Below are 16607 nucleotides of genomic sequence, written 5' to 3' on the forward strand. Positions count from 1 at the left end.
AGAAAAGATTAAAAGCAGATGCGAGATTCGGGTAACGGGATGCGAAAAGATTAAAAGCAGATGCGGGATTCGAGTGTCGAGATGCGAAAAGACTAAAAGCAAATTAGCGACACGCGCTATGAGAGACAAAAAAGAGCGGATAATTCCGCTCTTCGTATCTCTCATCTCGAATCCGCTATTAGCCGATAACGCTAATTGGGATCTCAGCCAGTTGGTTGCCTTGGTTAGCAGGGTAAACGATGTATTCACCGTGATACTTCACCGCAGACTTATAGTCCGTTACTTTGTGAAGCATGAAGCCCGCTTCCATCGCCGCTTGGATGAACTCAGCATGGTTGCCACGAACAAACCAGTTCATTGGCTTAACCATCAACTCCCCGTCGAAAGAGTCGTCACACTGTTTACCGCATAAAGCAAAAGAGTGCTCGCCATCGGTGAAGAATTGAATCTTGCCGCCAGTCGTTAGCTCGTCTTCACTCGATACGCTCCAACCCATCTCGTACATTTTGTCCATGAACGCTTCAACATCACTGTCTTTTAGCGTTTTAGGCTCTTCGCCTTCAGGGAAAAAACGTCCGTAAAACGCAGAAATACGTTTAAAGGTAAAAGTCAAATCAGAGTTGTTGCCTTTTGAGCGACCCTGTTTCTGCCAGCGAACTAAGTCAGGCACAATCACGCGATCATAAGCTTGAGATTTAATCGCTTTTGTTACCCAACGAACAAGATAAAGGTTGTTCGCGATAGGTGCGTCGATCGCTTTACCAGACTTATGCAGAGCATACAGCTCGCCCAGCGCATCGTTCACTAACTTCTGAATTTCAATATAGTATTTTGACATTATGCCTTCTTTCCTAATGTCCAATATAGTAATGCTGACAGTATTGCACATGCTGCCATCATCATAGCCATTGGCCCTGCAGTGTCACTTGGTAGCATAGCAACAATTGCCCCCACTACAGAACCAGTACCAAATCTTAATGTGCCTGCAAGCGAAGAAGCTGTGCCGGCCATATTCGGGTATCCGCTTAAAAGCAGTGCCATTGAGTTACTACCAATGGTAGACAGTGTGCCGATAAACAGCATCACGAATGGCACAATACCCCACAAACCGATATCTAACATCCAACCGACTAACAGACCTAAGCCCGCAAACAGTTGAATGGTTAAACCGACTCTGAGCATAGCGTGAGAGCCCACTTTCTTAACGATTCGACCGTTGATGCTCGTCATCAAGATCATAGCAACAATATTCAAGCCGAACAGGTAGCCAAACAGATCAGGGCGAACGCCATAGATATCGATGTAAACGAATGAACCTGCCGTTAAGAACGCAAACATCCCTGAAAATGAGAATGCACCAGAGAAAATCAGGCCCATCGCCGTTGGGTTCTTACACAGTCGAGCATAGTTACGAATCGTTGTTTTAAAGCGCAATGGTTGTCGGTTTTCTGCAGGAAGCGTTTCTGGGATCTTCATCGATACCGCCAGAATCACGATCACCGCAAAAATAGCCAGAACCCAGAAAATTGAACGCCAACCGAACCACAACGCTAAGTAACCGCCAATCATCGGAGCAACCAATGGCGCAACTGTCATCACCAAAGTAACGAAAGACATGGTTCTTGCGAAATCTTCACGATCGAACATATCTCTTACCACCGCTTGGATGATAACGGCCGCCGCAGCACCAGCAAAACCTTGAGCGGTACGGATGTAAGTCAGCGCTTCAATGCCATGAGTTGTCGCACTCACCATAGAAGCGATAGCAAACAAGAACACACCAATAAGCAGTACAGGCTTGCGACCATAGCTATCCGCCAACGGGCCATGCAGCAACTGCCCCAGCGCGAAACCTGCGGTATAGGCTGTTAGCGTGATTTGTACCTCACCCGCCGTCACACCAAGATCTTTAGCAATGGTCGGCATCGCTGGCAGATACATATCAATGGCTAGCGGAGTAAGTGCACCAATCGCACCTAGAATCAAAAACAGCACTAAGCCTAATTGAGGTGTTTCTAGTTGGGAGCTTTGGCTCTGTGAGGTCGATGTTTGCATGGTTCTCCGAATGTTCAACTGATAGAGCTAGGGACTAGCGTGAGTACGCGAGTCAAAGATTGGCTGAGACTTTCCTAGTACCAGTCAACATCATCAGCCGACGCTATCCATGGTCGGCTTTACAACGAAAGGGCTATTTCCAGCAAAAGTGGTCTCTTGTTAAGAACAATTTCTTGTTAAGAGCAACTTCTAGCTAAGGACTACTTCCAGATTGAATCGACTTCTTCTTGCGTTAGGTAACGGTATTCACCTAACTCTAAAGATTCGTCCATCTCAATTTCGCCAATACGTTCACGGTGTAGTGCTTCTACCTTGTTACCAAGAGCAGCAAACATACGTTTAACTTGGTGGTATTTGCCTTCGTGAATCGTTAGCAATACTTCACGCTCTGCACGAACTTCTAGGTGTGCAGGAAGTGTTAGGCCATCTTCGCTCTTAAGCTGGATGCCCTCTTTGAATTTTTCAACGTAATCGTCTTCAACAGGTTCAACCAACCACACACGGTACGTCTTCTCGCACTTGTGCTTTGGCGAAGTGATACGGTGAGACCACTTACCATCGTCGGTAATCAATACAAGACCTGTTGTATCAATATCTAGACGACCAGCAAAGTGCAGCTTGTCCATTTTGATTTCATCAAGTAATTCAAACGCGATACGATTTGCGCCATCTTCATGCGAACAAACAAAGCCTTCTGGCTTATAAAGCATGATGTAACGTGGGCCGTGAACATTCAGTTCATTGCCTTGCCATTCCACAACGCACTCTTCAGTTACCTTGAGTGAGCCGCTTTTTTGAATGACATCATTTACTGTCACTGCCTTGGATTTTAATAAGTGTGTTGCTTCTCTTCGAGTGACGCCTAATGCATCGCACAGAAATTTATCTAAACGCATGAATACCTCAACTAATCTAAGTCGGGTATTATAGTCACCTTTGCTCAATTAGTTGAGCTATTTCACACTATTTGTTTTCCTTCTTACAAGACGCGATATGTATACACTCCGCCCGTACCAAGCTGATTCTGTAAAATCAGTGATTCATTACTTCAGAAAACACCAAACTCCGGCAGTGCTCGTGCTTCCGACAGGTGCAGGAAAAAGCCTTGTGATTGCAGAGTTAGCAAGGCTTGCGAAAGGTCGAGTGTTGGTGCTTGCTCACGTAAAAGAGTTGGTTGAACAGAACCATGAAAAGTATGAAGGTTACGGGCTGAAAGGCTCGATTTTCTCTGCGGGTTTAGGACGCAAAGAGACCGACCAACAAGTCGTGTTTGCTTCGGTGCAATCTGTGGTGCGAAATCTCGATTCATTCTCTAACCAATTTTCGCTGTTGGTTATCGACGAATGCCACCGTGTTCCCGATGAAAAGACCAGTAGTTATCAGAAAGTCATCACTCACTTACGCGAGAATAATTCGGGCATCAAGGTGCTTGGATTAACAGCGACCCCATATCGTCTTGGGATGGGTTGGATTTATCAATACCACACTCGCGGTCAAGTGCGTTCAGATGAGCCACGTTTCTTCCGCGACTGTATCTTTGAGCTGCCGATTCGTTACCTGCTCGATGAAGGTTTCTTAACTCCTGCACGCATGATTGATGCACCCGTGTTGAGCTATGACTTTTCGCAGTTAAAGCCCGCGAGCACTGGTCGCTACAAAGAAGCAGAACTCGACATGGTGATCGAGCAATCGAAACGAGCGACCCCACAGATTGTCGATCAGATTATTCACCTAGCCCAAGATAAACTAGGCATCATGGTATTCGCTGCGACCGTTCGACACGCGCAAGAGATCCTCGGCTTATTGCCAGAAGGTGAAGCTTCAATTGTGATTGGTGATACACCAACTCTCGAACGTGACCAAATTATCAGCGACTTCAAAGAACGTAAAATCAAGTTCTTGGTTAACGTATCAGTATTAACCACAGGTTTTGATGCGCCACACGTCGATTTAATCGCGATTTTGCGCCCGACAGAATCCATCAGTTTGTATCAACAAATCGTTGGCCGTGGCTTACGCCTATCTCCGGGTAAAAAAGAGTGTTTGGTGCTCGACTATGCGGGCAACAGTTACGACCTCTACCAACCTGAGGTTGGCGACCCTAAACCCGATTCAGACAGTGAAATCATCACCATCCCTTGCCCTGTGTGCGGCTTCAATAATAACTTTTGGGGCAAGCTAGACAGCAATGGCTTCTTGCTTGAGCACTTTGGGCGCAAATGCCAAGGCTACTTTACCGATGAAGACACGGGCGAGCGCGAGCACTGTAATTATCGCTTCCGAGCGAAATATTGCGGTGAATGTGGTGCTGATAATGACATTGCTGCGCGCATTTGTCATGAGTGCGATGCAACCTTAGTCGACCCAGACAAAAAGCTAAAAGAAGCACTGAACCTAAAAGATGCCTTGGTATTTGAATGCTTGGAAATGGACCTCAACGTGCTTAAAGACGAGAAAGGTAAATCACAACTTAAGGTCACCTATCGCGGAGAAAACCAAGCGCAAGTGCATGAGTTTTGGTCATTAACCAGCAAAAAGCAGAAGCAGAACTTCAAAGACCAGTTTGTTCGCCCTCACCTTGCAGACAGACATCGCCCTTTTGAGGAAGCCTCACCAACGAAAGTGGTTGCTCACCAACATAGATTCCGCCCACCTCAATTCGTGATTGCACGTAAAGTCGGGCGTTTTTGGAAAATGAGAGACAAGATATTCGAAGACGAGCTTCAGCAACGTTAACATCTCATTTTTTGAGAACCTAAATCTCATTATTCATCAGGTTCACTTTCTGTTCAGAATTACTTTTTTATACTGAACGCTATCAACCTTCTCTAGGATTCGCTATGTTTAGTAAAGCTATGATTTCTTTGTTTTCTATAAGCTTAGGCTTATTTGTTTCTGCTGGCGCATGGGCTGACTCACATCATAATGGTCATGAATTAGTGCAGGACGTTCATAAAGCAGGAACCAGCATCGAATTTGAAGAAGATCAAGACGAAGTCTATGAAGCCGTACGAGAAGGCTACATTCGCCCTTTCTCAGAAATGTATGCGGCGGTTGAAAACGATCTTCATGGCAGAATCATTAAAGTAGAACTAGAAGAAGATGACGACATTTGGGTGTATGAACTAAAAATCAATTACCAAAACAACATCATCAAAGTCGAATACAACGCTGAGACGTTAGAAATGCTTATGATCAAAGGCCGCAACTTTAAAGACGCAATTAAACACGGCGACTAGTTACGTACGACGAAGAGCTAAGCACGACGAACAGTCATTACAAGAATTAAGAAGAACAATTATGAAAATTTTAGTCGTTGAAGACGAGCCTCGTTTGGGCCAACAAATTATTGAAACACTTGAGGGGGCCGACTGGGTTCCAGAGCTCTCTCAAGATGGTATCGACGCACTCTACCGTGCAACGTCAGAAGAATGGGACGCGATTGTCCTCGATTTAGGTTTACCTAAGCTTGACGGCCTAACGGTATTAAAAGGCATTCGAGACGAAAACATCAACACGCCAGTGATTATCTTAAGTGCTCGTGACACGCTAACTCAACGTGTTGAGGGCTTGAACGCCGGTGCTGATGACTACCTAACTAAGCCATTTGAGATGGTCGAGCTGATTGCCCGTATCCGAGCTCAACTGCGCCGAGCATCAGGCAGTGCTGCTCCGATACTTCAAATCGGTGATCTAAGCCTAGACACACGCAGTTCTAAAGTGTTGTGGCAAGGTCAAGCAGTTAGCCTCACGGCGCTGGAATATAAAGTTGTCGCGTACTTCATGCATAACCAAAACAAGGTTATCTCGCGCACTGAGTTGGTTGAGCATATCTACAAGCAAGACTTCGACCGAGACTCAAACACGGTTGAAGTGTTCATCGGTCGTATTCGTAAGAAAATCGCACCAAAGATCATCAAAACCGTTCGTGGCCTTGGCTACCAACTGAATGCTGAATAGCTCAGTCGTCAATCACGCCAAGAGCAACCATTAATTAAGTGGACAGCCTGTTCTGATCATCGCAATACGATAAGTTACGATGAGCAAAGGCAGGTTGGAAATGCATGAATCTAAAGAAACGAACACTTAAAAACATCAGTTTAAAAAGCCGCTTGCTCCTTGCTGCGGCTTTTTGGCTAGGTGCGATGATATTAGCGGCTGGTGTCGGGATTCCGAAACTGGTTAACGACTACCTCGTCGATGGCATGAAGCAGCAGCTTGGCTTAACCATGGATGAGTTAACCGCCAATATCGAAACCAATGACAGTGGTAACCTGATCATGGCAGAGCGTCTGTCTGATCCTAGGTTCAACCAGCCCTACAGTGGTATTTATTGGCGCGCCGCTACCCAAGAGCAGATCATTCGATCTCGCTCGCTATGGGATAAAGACCTCACCATCAAGCGTTCACCGATTCACACATCAGTCAAAGGGCCAGAGAAAGAAAAGCTGATTTACATCGAGCAAGATATCTACCTGCCTGAACTGAGCGACCCTGTCACGATCACCATTGGTATTGATGAAGATCCATTAGAATCCACACTGACAGAGCTTACTGGTCAAGTCTGGTTGATCCTAATGTTGCTGTTTGTTGGCGTGCTGATGTTGATCGGTATTCAAGTCAGTTGGTCGTTATTACCGCTCAGCAAGATGCAACGCGAACTGGTAATGCTAAGAAACGGCGAGCAACAAGGGTTAAGCGATAACTACCCGAAAGAGGTTTCTCCATTAGTCTCTGACCTCAATGCCCTGCTCTTTCACTATCAAGAGTTATTAGAACGAGCTCGTAACCACGCGGGTAACTTATCTCATGCGTTGAAAACACCGCTTTCAGTTCTAAAAAATGAGATAGAGCGACTTCCAGAGGATGACAAGGCACTGCTGCAACAGCCCATTCATCAGATTCAAAGCCAAATTGATTATCACCTTGGCCGCGCTCGTATGGCAGGTGCAATGAACATTCTTTCGGTGAAGTCTTCACCTTGTGAGCGTGTCGAAGCTATCTCAATGGCGTTTGATAAAGTCTACGCTGCCAATGAAGTCACCATGATTAACGAGCTAGACTCTGAGATTGAAGTGGCAGTAGAAAAAACCGACCTTGATGAAATGGTCGGCAACCTACTCGAGAACAGTTACAAGTGGGCGGGCAGCATTATTCGCGTCCATGCAAATGAACTCGACGATGGCAACATAGAGTTGGTGATTGAAGATGATGGCCAAGGCATTCCTGAAGAGAAGCTTGAGCAAGTGACCAAACGTGGCGTCCGACTTGATGAAACCACACCAGGAACAGGCTTAGGGCTTAATATCGTAAATGAAATGGCACACAGTTACCGAGGCAGCCTAACGCTCAGCAAGAGCTCAATGGGCGGCTTAAAAGCTTCTCTGGTGCTTAAAGTAAGTAAAGGCTGAACAAGCTAAGTAAAAGTTAAACACAATAAGCCCTAACGTAATGCTAGGGCTTAATTCTATCGACCTTATATACAACTCTATATATCGTTCACAGCAACATCCAAAGTTTGTGAATTATCACTAAGGGTCGTTGCTCCAATCGTTAATACCCGGCCATCAGTGTAATAGTCATGATCGTCATTGATCACTTCCACCGTTGCTAATGGGTACTTGTCTAACTCGATGTCTGGTAGTAACGTTCGTATCTGATTAGCAAGCCGATCTCGCTCTTCATCAACATTAGGGTCAATGTTATGAAGCACGGTCACAATGCCTGAGTAAGGCGTGACTTTAAGGCCATCATCATAGCTAATTGCGCCTAACCACTGAGGCTGGTTAGTTTTAATATCAACACCTGCACGCCACCAACGAATATGGCTGCGCTTCATCAGGTTACCCGGCAATTGAAAAGCCATATCTTGCGGCTTGTCTCGCCAATATAAATCAGACACTGGCGGCGTTTTTTCTCTAAGCAATGCGAGATAACCAACCCATTCAATCTCATTTCGAGAGAAGGTTTGATTCTCTATCCAGCCTAATTGCTTCATTAAGTCTCTTGGGGTTGCTCCAACATAAATTACGTTGATCGCTTGCGCCGAGTAGAACGAAGATTTACCGGGGAACGCTTTATAGGTAACCGAGTTCCAGTCGACTTTGTTTATTTGAGCCGTCTCTGGTTGATTCTGAAAGTCATCCGCTTTCCAGAAAAAGTGAGCGTAGTTCGCAAACAATACCCACGCCAACAACAGCGCACTAGACTTAAGTACTAAGCATCGCCACTTCATTCGGTAACCGATAATGGTGAAGACTAATACCGCGAACACACCAACGATCAAGCTATTATGCTCCGAGATAAATATCTTAAGGCTATTAAGCCACGGGAAGTTTTCAACGCCGTGCGCCAGTAACATGCCCCAAGCAATGAACTGCCCTCCACCAAGGGCCAAACCGATAAACGCCAACACACTAAAATTACGCCACGGTACACGATGCGAGCCAGCTATAAATGGCACAACCCAAGCGATAGGCCCTAATAAACGAGCAAAAAGAATGATGTATGTGCCTTTGCGAGCAACCAGATAGCGGCAGCGCGCAATTAATCTTTTGGTTTTAGGGCGAAACTTAATGAGCCTTCGTTGCACCTTAACACCGTATTTATAACCAATGAAATAACTGAGTTGATCACCAAGCAAACCACCTAGCATCACCAAAACCAACGCCATCCATGCACCTGAATACAGTTGAAAGCCCGCTGCGATAAAGAACGGCTCTCCCGGTACAAATAGGTTTGGGCCAATGAGAGCATCACCCAATGCTCCCAGAAACAACCCTAGTCCATCAAACATAACAACCTCAACGCTTACTGTTCTTTGTAGTGACCAAACTTGTAGTTCATCTCGTTATTACGCATTTCTCCTTTAAAGAAGCGTCTTACATTGGCTTTAAGATAAGTAGAGCCTGTCTTCACAACGCCATCTTGGTCTAAGCGACGTGGGTCAAAACCAAAAGTCATATTTAGGAATCTAAATCGCCATGTTTTGCTCGCACGTTTTACGTAGTCACAATCTTCACACAGGACGATCTCTTCATCAAAACCGCCGATCTCATCATGCGCCCGTTTAGTCGAGAAAATACATGCGCCAATCGCCGTCGGGAAAAAGAACTGAGTAGTAAACAAGCCTGCGTTAAATAGCCCGTAACCAAACTTGTGTACAAGCGGCAAACCTTTCGAGCTCATGTACACACCCGCCACTTCAAGCTTGTTCTCTTCTAGTTCATAAAGCGCTTTCGCAAGGAAGTTTCGAGGCAAGCTCACGTCAGCATCTAAGAAAAGGATTCGGTTGTATTGCGCCAATGAAGCACCCGTGTTTCGGCCAAGGCTCACACCACGGTTTTCCATGTGATGCACCGTTAATTTTGGCAACGCGTTTTCATAAGCTTGCGCCACTTCTCTGGTGTTATCTTCACTGTTCGAGTCGACAACAATCACTTCAAACTCTTGGTGGGTTTGCACGCTCAACTCTTCCATTAAGCGGCTAATGCGTTTCTCTTCGTTTAGCGTAATTACGACAATGCTTACCGGTTTCATATTTTCACCTATTCATTCTGCTGTTTAATTAACACTAAGATTAACGAACTAAGACTTAACCAAGTCTTAGGCAAACATTCATTTTCCGTTCATTAACTTGATGATTTAGCAGTGATATAAATAGATAAGGATTGCGATGTAAAAGGGAGTAAAATGCGCTAAACAAGCGTTAGCGAACGTTTTATCTCCAAACGAACCCATTATCGAAGGAAATTCACTTTGAGATGGGCTTCTGACTTGCTCATATTGGAATGTGATGTTAGTATCCGCGCTCGCTTAAGCATGAACTTTTATGTTTAAGCATTACCACACACTCAAGGTCGCATTGAGGTGTGAAGTTAATTTTTACTAATTTGAGAGTAAAACTATGAAATTTGAAGCAGTAGTACGTACTGAACTAGGTAAAGGTGCGAGCCGCCGCCTACGTCACGCTGGTAAATTCCCAGCTGTAATCTACGGTGGCGAAGCTGAAGCTGTAGCTATCGAACTTGTTCACGCTGACGTGATCAACCAAATGGACAAGCCTGAATTCTACGAAGCAATCACTCTACTGATTGACGGCGCAGAAGTTAAGGTTAAGCCACAAGACGTTCAACGTCACGCGTTCAAGCCAAAAGTTGAGCACATGGACTTCATCCGCATCTAATTCCCTACCAAGGAATAAGATTGGATTAATCCAGCCTTCTGCATAGAAAAGATAATCGATCTTACCAGTCGAGAAATCTAGAAATTCGAAACCCCGATGCTACCAACATCGGGGTTTCACCGTTTTTGAGCCCTCAAAAAACGTCCAAAACATCTTATCGAATCCAAACTAAAGATACCTACCCACGCGCTCTACTTCTTTCAAAGCAATACCATCGGCTGCTATACCAACAGGAGCTGAACCTAGTGAATACCACTTAACATCATCAGTCTCTTGAGCGGTGATATCTCCTTTCCAGTCACTCACGATAAAATAATGAATCAACTGAAGTTCCTTCGTAGGATGGTAAAGCGAACACAAGTATTGGTAATCAATCGGAACAACATTAAGCTCTTCATCAAGTTCACGAAACAGCGCCTGAACCTGGTTTTCACCGTGTTCAATATGGCCGCCAGGTATAGTGATTAAACCGGGATCGGTCTCCCTAGACTCACTACGCTTTTCTAGTAATACCTGCGATTCCTTCAGCATGATAAAAGAAACACACTCGTGGACATCCATCTAATTTTCCTAAAGCCGTTACAAAGGTAGTTAAGTTTGTTGTTCTAGCTTGTGTTAATGCTTAATTTACAACAAGCTTTTTACTCAGCCTTTCATACAATTCAAAAGCTTCTGTTTTAGATATCAAATTTCCGAGAGCGTATTGATGAGCTAGCTCAATATCGTCGCTTTGATTGGAGTAATAGCGCTTGGCGACTGCAGCGCACTGGCTCAGATTGGTGTACCAACTGCCGTCTTGCTCAGCCACAAAGTAATACGCCGCTCGAACTAACTTTTTGCCAATTACCTTAACGACATCCGCATCAGTCATTGTTTTGAAACTCGGGGGCATTTGCTTAAGAAAAGTCGATAAATCGCCATTGAGAGCTTGAGCGATTTCAATGCTGGGTTTGTATAGTGGGAACTCATTAGATAAATCATTCCCCCAAACACAACAGCAGCAATGCTTGAGCCAAAACTGCCAATGGAATTCTTCGTTGGGCTGCAGAACCTCTGAGAGATACCCTGGATCAATATCAAGCTTAGTCACTTGCGGATAGGTTTGGGGTATGGTGCCGGAAAGTAGGTTAAATACTTCCTTTTCTCTCTGACCAACAGGCGTAGCGAGTACGATAGAAACATCCAAATCAGAGCGACCAACAATGGCCGTTCCTCTAGGCACGCTTCCATACAAGTAGATACCATCAACTTGACTTGGAAGTTCTCTTAGCAACGAATCAACGACTGCTGACACCACTTCTTGAAATTCAGGCGCAATGTTCTTTGGCGAATAAAGATTTTGAATGAACCCTTCTCGATCGAGTCCTCTATCTAGCTTCTGCATACCACTTTCCATCACTAAGCCTTTTTCCAATCAGATCGAACAACCGCCAACACAACTGTATCCCACCATTGACCTTTGAAGAATCGATGAGCTTTAAAACACGCTTCTTGTTTCATTCCCAGTGACTTACATAATTTAATCGCAGCCAAGTTCTTGCTGATGGTTTCGGCGTAGATACGGTGTATGCCTAACTCTGAGAAACCAAAATCAGCGAGGGCTTCAGATGCTTCTATAGAAAGCCCTTTTCCCTGAGTTTCCCTCGATAAAGCACAGCCCATCGAAGCTTGTTTATCGCCCTCAAGGCGCAAACAAACGGTTCCAATAAACTTCCCCGAGCCTTTGCTTTCAACCGCTAATTGAAAAGACTGGCGCGGAACTTCCAAAGCCTGCGTAACAAACAACTGAGTTAGCTCTCGATATTTGTTAGGTTCACAATCACTTTCGTCATAGAAACGCTGATACTTAGCGTCTTGAGACATCGCAACAAAGGCACACTCGTCTTCGAGACTCATATCTCGAAGAATCAACCTGTCAGTTTCCAGCTTAAACATCAAAATTCCTTTTTATCTTATAGCCTTGAAGGGAAAAGTCTCGGAGGTGTTTACTCGTATACTTTCCCGTTATGCTTCAACCAACCATGAGTGTGATGATTACGAGGGTCTTTGTGCGTCCAGTGCATTGCGCCACCTTTCTTGTTCCACAATCAAATGTCATTTGGGCTGACTAAATAAGTCCCTATCTAACGGTGCTTGTATTGAGTCGGACAATAACCTCTCGAAACGTCCGAACTGCGTAGTTTTACATGCTTGGTCGAGCGCCCAGAAACACGTGAACGCCACAGCTTAAAACTGCCAAGCTTGAGATGGCTACGCATAAAACGAATCACTTCCGATTCATTTAAACCAAATTGCAGTTCTATTGCTTCAAACGGCGTTCTGTCTTCCCACGCCATTTCGATAATTCTTGATTCATTCTCTTTAGATAGCATCATGCATACTCTTCCTTAATAAACTGGAAGAAATACGCCCGTCTTAGATTTAAAGATCACAGGACAAACACTTTGAATTGAACGCGTTATAACGTTCGATAAAACAACAGGCTACCAACTAGGCAATCATGGGGTTAAATAAGCTTGTGCGAACTCTCTAAGCACTCTCGCATTATTGTGGTATTTGCTATCCCCGCACTTTGTGCCATCTACTCTGATGTCCGGGCTGGAATATGCAGGTATAACATCTCGCTCATAAGACATCACTGTGCCTCTGTCAGCACAAATTGTACCGAAGGAATATTGAGGAGCTCTTGGATACGTTCCAGAAATGTAACTTTCTATACTATCAAAATCTTTCAATAACGTTTTATAGTCATGATTAGCACCACTTAAATGGCCAATTTCATGCTCCATTAAGTAATCAGGGCAGTTTATCGCTAAAGAAAAAAAGTAGGATACCGAAGAAGACATACCACAATAATCAGACTCAAAGCTAAAATTATAATTAGAAAATACTATCCCAGTAAAAATGGGGACGCCGTCTTCTGTTGTTTCTGGAATCGGTTCTTCCATCGAGAGTTTTAATAACCTCTCTGCTGCGCCCAAATCTTGAAACCAAAGGCTGTCGATTTCAGACGTATAAGTCACCTTAGTGACTTTTCTCGTCATAGGGACGCAGGAGTTTTTTAACACCAGATTCGAATAGCTTTCCCATGTCGCTATTTTAGAGGCTATAAATGCTTTGGAATATTCATCTAACACCGATTCATCAACATAAAGGTGGATTTCTGTATTCAAAACCTCGCTCTGTACACAAGTAGGAAACTCGATGCTTTGAGCATTGGAGAGTCGACTATTGCTCAACACTATAATCAAAACACAACCAACTAACTGGATGAGCCTTTTAAAAGAACTCTCACTGACTCGTGTATTCATTTCCACCCTCTCCCTATATTCAAAACCACAAAGAGCATCAAAAACGCCGTGACTTAAGATTCATATCAACCCCCATTACACATATAAGCATTGGCCTCTCAAAGTAACCTGCACTACCTGTGTTTTTCAGAAAATAAAAAGCTCGCCATACAATGACGAGCCTTGTTGATTATGGGAGCTTAACGCTTATAAGACCTTAACCTTAACAGATCTAGCCACTAAGACAGCTGATCGCGTAAAGCCAATTCAACGTTTTTCAATACTTTGAACTCTTCTCGAGTACAACCGCGCGCCACGGAAACCCAATGGTCGCCAGTTTCATCGGCCCCTTTAAACTCTGCACGCAACTCATATCGTCGCCATGTAACAAACGCCAAAATAAAGGTCAGTGCAAGCATTGGTAAACCGAACTGAGGAACAAATGCCCAAGTCGCCGCCGAGAGGACTAAAGCCAACGAAACGATATTGATTGCGTTTTCTTTAAGACCCAATTGACGAATTTCTAACTGTTTGATTTTACGTAAGCTATACACATCTTTTTTAACTCGGAGTTCATCAGAACCCACCAGAAAGTCTGATGCTTTGTATGACCTACGAAGTCGCACTAAATTCGCTAACCTGTTGCGTGTTTGGTTCTTATTCATCGCCTTTCTCCATGTTATTTAAAGGTTAGTAAAAAATAATATAATCATGAAGTTAATGAACGAATGCTTGTTTTATAAATCAAACCAATATTAAAATCAAGCCTATGTGATTAATAACAATTATAACAACACCACTTAGCATATAAAATTCAAATAAAAAGAAGGCTTATTGAGGAGTCGACTCATCGTAAATCGATGTACTTTAGTTAAGTTAGATATAGGCCGATAATATTTCCAATAACCGACCAAACATACCAAACGGCGGGCATAATTCCTCCTGCTTTGTAACCACTTATTTCAACGCGATTTTTGCGACAAACTTCGTGTTCAAGGAATGCTGAACAGTGGTCACATAACGCTCCACTTGTCATAGGTCGCATAACTCCCTTGCCCACAATCCATCCGGCTTTTAAATACCTGAATCACTCAATTGAACATATCAATATAGCTTATCGATTAAGCAATTGATCTCATAATGTAGAGTCTGTACGCTTACACTATGCACACGGTTACCTAATGAAGATCACGATGAACGAACTATTGACATGCGGTATGGAACAGAAACAACGAACAACGGTGACGAGTTTATTCGCAAGAAATGGATTTAAGATCGCAACGACTGACTTTGATGATGTGACTTTCGAACGTGAAAATGTGTTGGTCAACGTTCGATTTGATTCCTCTTCTAACGTTGAATCGATTTCAACTCTAAACAACTAACGAGCTCACAAGCAGGTCGCTAAAATAATTGAATGGCCAACATTCGAGTCATTTTAGCGTATCTTGCAACCTGCCCTTTTCTACTTCATCCCCACCCTCTTCTCTTCCAAAAGCCACCGAGTGACAATTAAATCAATAACTCGCAATTCCATGATCTTGGCTTATATTTATTAATATCCTTTGAAAAAAAATTCGAAATGATGCCTATGTTCCTAACTCGGTTAATTTATGTCAGTACGCTCTGTGAAAGTTGCGATTCTCAGGCTTTGAACGACATTCTTCAGATTTCACACGACCGCAATAAGCAAAGCCATTTAACAGGCCTTCTAAGCCACAATGATAAGTATTTCCTGCAATGTATTGAAGGTTCGAGAACCGCAGTGAACCATACTTACAATCATATCTTGAATGACACGCGACACAAAAACGTCATGATTTTATATTTCAAAGAGATCGATTGTAGGCAGTTTGGTGATTGGTCTATGGGTGATATTCCACAATCTAGCCTAACTGAACTGGTTAATTTACAGTTTTCAACATCAGACCAGTTCAACCCGTATGAGATGTCAGGAGAAAGTGCCTACCGAATGCTTCTGGAATTGAAACAGAATTTGCCATCAGAATAGCTCTTCGACCCAACTTAATCCGTAGAGCAAGCAACAAAAAGCCCCAACGTATGGGGCTTTTTGCGTTTTATTGTAAAGGCAACTATTCGTTATTCTTCGGTGAACTCTAATCGCTCTCGCTGCTCACCGCTTCTTGTTCACTGCCAGCAAGAGCTTGCTGTTCGGCGGTAATATCAGATTCTTTGAACACAATGAACGCGCGGCGGTTTAATGCATCGGCTTTTTCAGAGCGTTCATTAATCGCAGGCTGCAACTTACCAAATGACTTCACTTCCCAGATAAACTGCTTAGGATCGAGTTTGGTTTTGAGGTATTCAACCACCGTTTCTGCGCGGCGCTCTGCCAGCTTTTCATTGTAAGAAAGTGAACCCGATTGGTCGGTGTGCCCTGCCACCATTATGCTGCCTTGCAGGCCGCTCAACTTCGTTGTGAAGTCATCTAACTGAGTTAGATCTTCTTGCTTGAGTACTGACTTATCGAAATCGAAGTGTGGCGTCATTGCCATATAAACTTTACGTTCTGGTTTTGGTGGCTCACAGAAAGGCATCTCTTCGTACTTCTGAGCTTCTTCAAACACAATAAATGCACGGCGGTTCTCCGCTCGGTCTTTATCTGTCTTACCAAACAGAAGAGGTTGAGTCTCACCAAAATGTTTCACTTCCCAGTCATATTTCGTTGGGTCTAGTTGCCCTTTCAAATAATCTGCGACCGATTTAGCACGGCGCTGTGAAAGACGTTCGTTGTATTCCAGAGAACCTTTGTAATCAGTATGGCCGACAATCGTGATACGCCCTTCGAGGCCTCTGATCTCTTTAACAAAGGTATCCAAGTTGATCTTATCGAGGTCGCGTAATTGGTATTTATCAAACGCAAAATGCTCTGCGATGGCGATGTGCACCTCACGCTCTGGCGCCAAACACTCGCTGATTAAAAACTTAGACACATCGATGCCTGCGAACTTGTCTCGGTTCTCCTGGCTCACATAGGTGTCGGTTGCACAGCCGGACAGCAGCAAAGTACTCATCACTGCGCTTATTAGGAAAATAATTTTTTTCATCTTACTCTT

General features: G+C 44.0%; 19 protein-coding genes and 1 pseudogene. 7 read left to right on the top strand and 13 right to left on the bottom strand.

Annotated features, from left to right (window positions below; genetic code table 11):
- Positions 1-178 precede the first annotated feature (178 nt).
- The 3 genes from AB4375_RS15425 to rsuA form a co-directional block, all read right to left on the bottom strand.
- Complete coding sequence (locus tag AB4375_RS15425) at positions 179-838, bottom strand: DUF2913 family protein (protein WP_017060382.1); 660 nt, start codon at positions 836-838, stop codon at positions 179-181.
- A complete protein-coding gene (locus tag AB4375_RS15430) occupies positions 838-2055 on the bottom strand; it encodes a Bcr/CflA family multidrug efflux MFS transporter (protein ID WP_017060381.1) in 1218 nt (405 codons plus the stop codon). The genes AB4375_RS15425 and AB4375_RS15430 overlap by 1 nt, the downstream gene beginning before the upstream one ends.
- 200 nt (positions 2056-2255) lie before the next feature.
- Positions 2256-2951, bottom strand: a complete 696-nt coding sequence (rsuA, locus tag AB4375_RS15435) for a 16S rRNA pseudouridine(516) synthase RsuA (RefSeq protein WP_017060380.1) — start codon at positions 2949-2951, stop codon at positions 2256-2258.
- Between the two features lie 97 nt (positions 2952-3048).
- Between rsuA and AB4375_RS15440 the strand changes: the two genes are divergently transcribed.
- The 4 genes from AB4375_RS15440 (at position 3049) to AB4375_RS15455 (ending at position 7466) form a co-directional block, all read left to right on the top strand.
- Positions 3049-4791 carry a DEAD/DEAH box helicase gene (locus tag AB4375_RS15440; protein ID WP_372051941.1) on the top strand — a complete coding sequence of 581 codons (1743 nt, stop codon included), beginning with the start codon at positions 3049-3051 and terminating at the stop codon, positions 4789-4791.
- 104 nt (positions 4792-4895) lie between these two features.
- Entirely contained in the window at positions 4896-5294 is a 399-nt protein-coding gene (locus tag AB4375_RS15445) for a PepSY domain-containing protein (protein WP_017066076.1), read from the top strand.
- A gap of 61 nt (positions 5295-5355) precedes the next feature.
- Positions 5356-6015 carry a response regulator transcription factor gene (locus AB4375_RS15450; protein ID WP_017060377.1) on the top strand — a complete coding sequence of 220 codons (660 nt, stop codon included), beginning with the start codon at positions 5356-5358 and terminating at the stop codon, positions 6013-6015.
- Between the two features lie 104 nt (positions 6016-6119).
- On the top strand, positions 6120-7466 hold the full coding sequence (locus AB4375_RS15455; protein ID WP_372051942.1) for an ATP-binding protein: 1347 nt from the start codon (positions 6120-6122) through the stop codon (positions 7464-7466).
- A 77-nt stretch (positions 7467-7543) separates the two neighbouring features.
- Here the strand turns inward: AB4375_RS15455 and AB4375_RS15460 are convergent, their stop codons facing one another.
- Positions 7544-8851 carry an LssY C-terminal domain-containing protein gene (locus AB4375_RS15460; RefSeq protein ID WP_017070602.1) on the bottom strand — a complete coding sequence of 436 codons (1308 nt, stop codon included), beginning with the start codon at positions 8849-8851 and terminating at the stop codon, positions 7544-7546.
- Positions 8852-8865: 14 nt separating this feature from the next.
- Positions 8866-9594, bottom strand: a complete 729-nt coding sequence (locus tag AB4375_RS15465) for a glycosyltransferase family 2 protein (protein WP_372051943.1) — start codon at positions 9592-9594, stop codon at positions 8866-8868.
- A 367-nt stretch (positions 9595-9961) separates the two neighbouring features.
- Here AB4375_RS15465 and rplY point away from each other — a divergent pair, with 367 nt between their 5' ends.
- Positions 9962-10240, top strand: coding sequence for a 50S ribosomal protein L25 (gene rplY, locus AB4375_RS15470; protein WP_017060373.1), 279 nt, complete (start codon positions 9962-9964; stop codon positions 10238-10240).
- Between the two features lie 168 nt (positions 10241-10408).
- On the opposite strand, the gene AB4375_RS15475 is transcribed toward rplY, so the two are convergent.
- The 7 genes and pseudogenes from AB4375_RS15475 to AB4375_RS15505 form a co-directional block, all read right to left on the bottom strand.
- Complete coding sequence (locus AB4375_RS15475) at positions 10409-10801, bottom strand: NUDIX hydrolase (RefSeq protein WP_017060354.1); 393 nt, start codon at positions 10799-10801, stop codon at positions 10409-10411.
- A 61-nt stretch (positions 10802-10862) separates the two neighbouring features.
- Positions 10863-11624 (bottom strand): nucleotidyltransferase domain-containing protein, encoded by a 762-nt coding sequence (locus AB4375_RS15480; RefSeq protein WP_017068038.1) that lies wholly within the window; start codon positions 11622-11624, stop codon positions 10863-10865.
- 14 nt (positions 11625-11638) lie between these two features.
- Complete coding sequence (locus AB4375_RS15485; RefSeq protein ID WP_017068039.1) at positions 11639-12175, bottom strand: GNAT family N-acetyltransferase; 537 nt, start codon at positions 12173-12175, stop codon at positions 11639-11641.
- A 50-nt stretch (positions 12176-12225) separates the two neighbouring features.
- A pseudogene (locus AB4375_RS15490) lies at positions 12226-12324 on the bottom strand (DUF3465 domain-containing protein); the annotation flags it as partial.
- Between the two features lie 39 nt (positions 12325-12363).
- The gene (locus AB4375_RS15495; RefSeq protein ID WP_017065384.1) at positions 12364-12615 is read right to left on the bottom strand and encodes a TIGR03643 family protein; all 252 of its coding nucleotides are present in this window, start codon (positions 12613-12615) and stop codon (positions 12364-12366) included.
- 123 nt (positions 12616-12738) lie between these two features.
- Complete coding sequence (locus tag AB4375_RS15500; protein ID WP_017065382.1) at positions 12739-13551, bottom strand: hypothetical protein; 813 nt, start codon at positions 13549-13551, stop codon at positions 12739-12741.
- A 218-nt stretch (positions 13552-13769) separates the two neighbouring features.
- Positions 13770-14195 carry a hypothetical protein gene (locus AB4375_RS15505; protein WP_017065381.1) on the bottom strand — a complete coding sequence of 142 codons (426 nt, stop codon included), beginning with the start codon at positions 14193-14195 and terminating at the stop codon, positions 13770-13772.
- Between the two features lie 528 nt (positions 14196-14723).
- Here AB4375_RS15505 and AB4375_RS15510 point away from each other — a divergent pair.
- Positions 14724-14915, top strand: coding sequence for a hypothetical protein (locus tag AB4375_RS15510; RefSeq protein ID WP_017065380.1), 192 nt, complete (start codon positions 14724-14726; stop codon positions 14913-14915).
- A gap of 206 nt (positions 14916-15121) precedes the next feature.
- Positions 15122-15541, top strand: coding sequence for a BLUF domain-containing protein (locus AB4375_RS15515; RefSeq protein ID WP_017067227.1), 420 nt, complete (start codon positions 15122-15124; stop codon positions 15539-15541).
- A gap of 106 nt (positions 15542-15647) precedes the next feature.
- Here AB4375_RS15515 and AB4375_RS15520 read toward each other — a convergent pair whose 3' ends face one another.
- Entirely contained in the window at positions 15648-16598 is a 951-nt protein-coding gene (locus AB4375_RS15520; protein ID WP_017068040.1) for an OmpA family protein, read from the bottom strand.
- Positions 16599-16607 lie beyond the last annotated feature (9 nt).

This window comes from Vibrio sp. 10N.261.51.C6 (genome assembly GCF_041471785.1).
Classification (GTDB): Bacteria; Pseudomonadota; Gammaproteobacteria; order Enterobacterales; family Vibrionaceae; genus Vibrio; species Vibrio crassostreae_C.

Excerpts from the sequence above, each read along its gene's own strand:
- AB4375_RS15495 (WP_017065384.1), bottom strand. The coding sequence starts at position 12,615 with ATGATGCTATCTAAAGAGAATGAATCAAGAATTATCGAAATGGCGTGG.
- AB4375_RS15465 (WP_372051943.1), bottom strand. The coding sequence starts at position 9,594 with ATGAAACCGGTAAGCATTGTCGTAATTACGCTAAACGAAGAGAAACGC.
- AB4375_RS15500 (WP_017065382.1), bottom strand. The coding sequence starts at position 13,551 with ATGAATACACGAGTCAGTGAGAGTTCTTTTAAAAGGCTCATCCAGTTA.
- AB4375_RS15515 (WP_017067227.1), top strand. The coding sequence starts at position 15,122 with ATGTTCCTAACTCGGTTAATTTATGTCAGTACGCTCTGTGAAAGTTGC.
- AB4375_RS15485 (WP_017068039.1), bottom strand. The coding sequence starts at position 12,175 with ATGTTTAAGCTGGAAACTGACAGGTTGATTCTTCGAGATATGAGTCTC.
- AB4375_RS15510 (WP_017065380.1), top strand. The coding sequence starts at position 14,724 with ATGAACGAACTATTGACATGCGGTATGGAACAGAAACAACGAACAACG.
- AB4375_RS15455 (WP_372051942.1), top strand. The coding sequence starts at position 6,120 with ATGAATCTAAAGAAACGAACACTTAAAAACATCAGTTTAAAAAGCCGC.
- AB4375_RS15480 (WP_017068038.1), bottom strand. The coding sequence starts at position 11,624 with ATGCAGAAGCTAGATAGAGGACTCGATCGAGAAGGGTTCATTCAAAAT.
- AB4375_RS15520 (WP_017068040.1), bottom strand. The coding sequence starts at position 16,598 with ATGAAAAAAATTATTTTCCTAATAAGCGCAGTGATGAGTACTTTGCTG.
- AB4375_RS15445 (WP_017066076.1), top strand. The coding sequence starts at position 4,896 with ATGTTTAGTAAAGCTATGATTTCTTTGTTTTCTATAAGCTTAGGCTTA.
- rplY (WP_017060373.1), top strand. The coding sequence starts at position 9,962 with ATGAAATTTGAAGCAGTAGTACGTACTGAACTAGGTAAAGGTGCGAGC.
- AB4375_RS15425 (WP_017060382.1), bottom strand. The coding sequence starts at position 838 with ATGTCAAAATACTATATTGAAATTCAGAAGTTAGTGAACGATGCGCTG.
- AB4375_RS15450 (WP_017060377.1), top strand. The coding sequence starts at position 5,356 with ATGAAAATTTTAGTCGTTGAAGACGAGCCTCGTTTGGGCCAACAAATT.
- AB4375_RS15440 (WP_372051941.1), top strand. The coding sequence starts at position 3,049 with ATGTATACACTCCGCCCGTACCAAGCTGATTCTGTAAAATCAGTGATT.
- rsuA (WP_017060380.1), bottom strand. The coding sequence starts at position 2,951 with ATGCGTTTAGATAAATTTCTGTGCGATGCATTAGGCGTCACTCGAAGA.
- AB4375_RS15430 (WP_017060381.1), bottom strand. The coding sequence starts at position 2,055 with ATGCAAACATCGACCTCACAGAGCCAAAGCTCCCAACTAGAAACACCT.
- AB4375_RS15460 (WP_017070602.1), bottom strand. The coding sequence starts at position 8,851 with ATGTTTGATGGACTAGGGTTGTTTCTGGGAGCATTGGGTGATGCTCTC.
- AB4375_RS15475 (WP_017060354.1), bottom strand. The coding sequence starts at position 10,801 with ATGGATGTCCACGAGTGTGTTTCTTTTATCATGCTGAAGGAATCGCAG.
- AB4375_RS15505 (WP_017065381.1), bottom strand. The coding sequence starts at position 14,195 with ATGAATAAGAACCAAACACGCAACAGGTTAGCGAATTTAGTGCGACTT.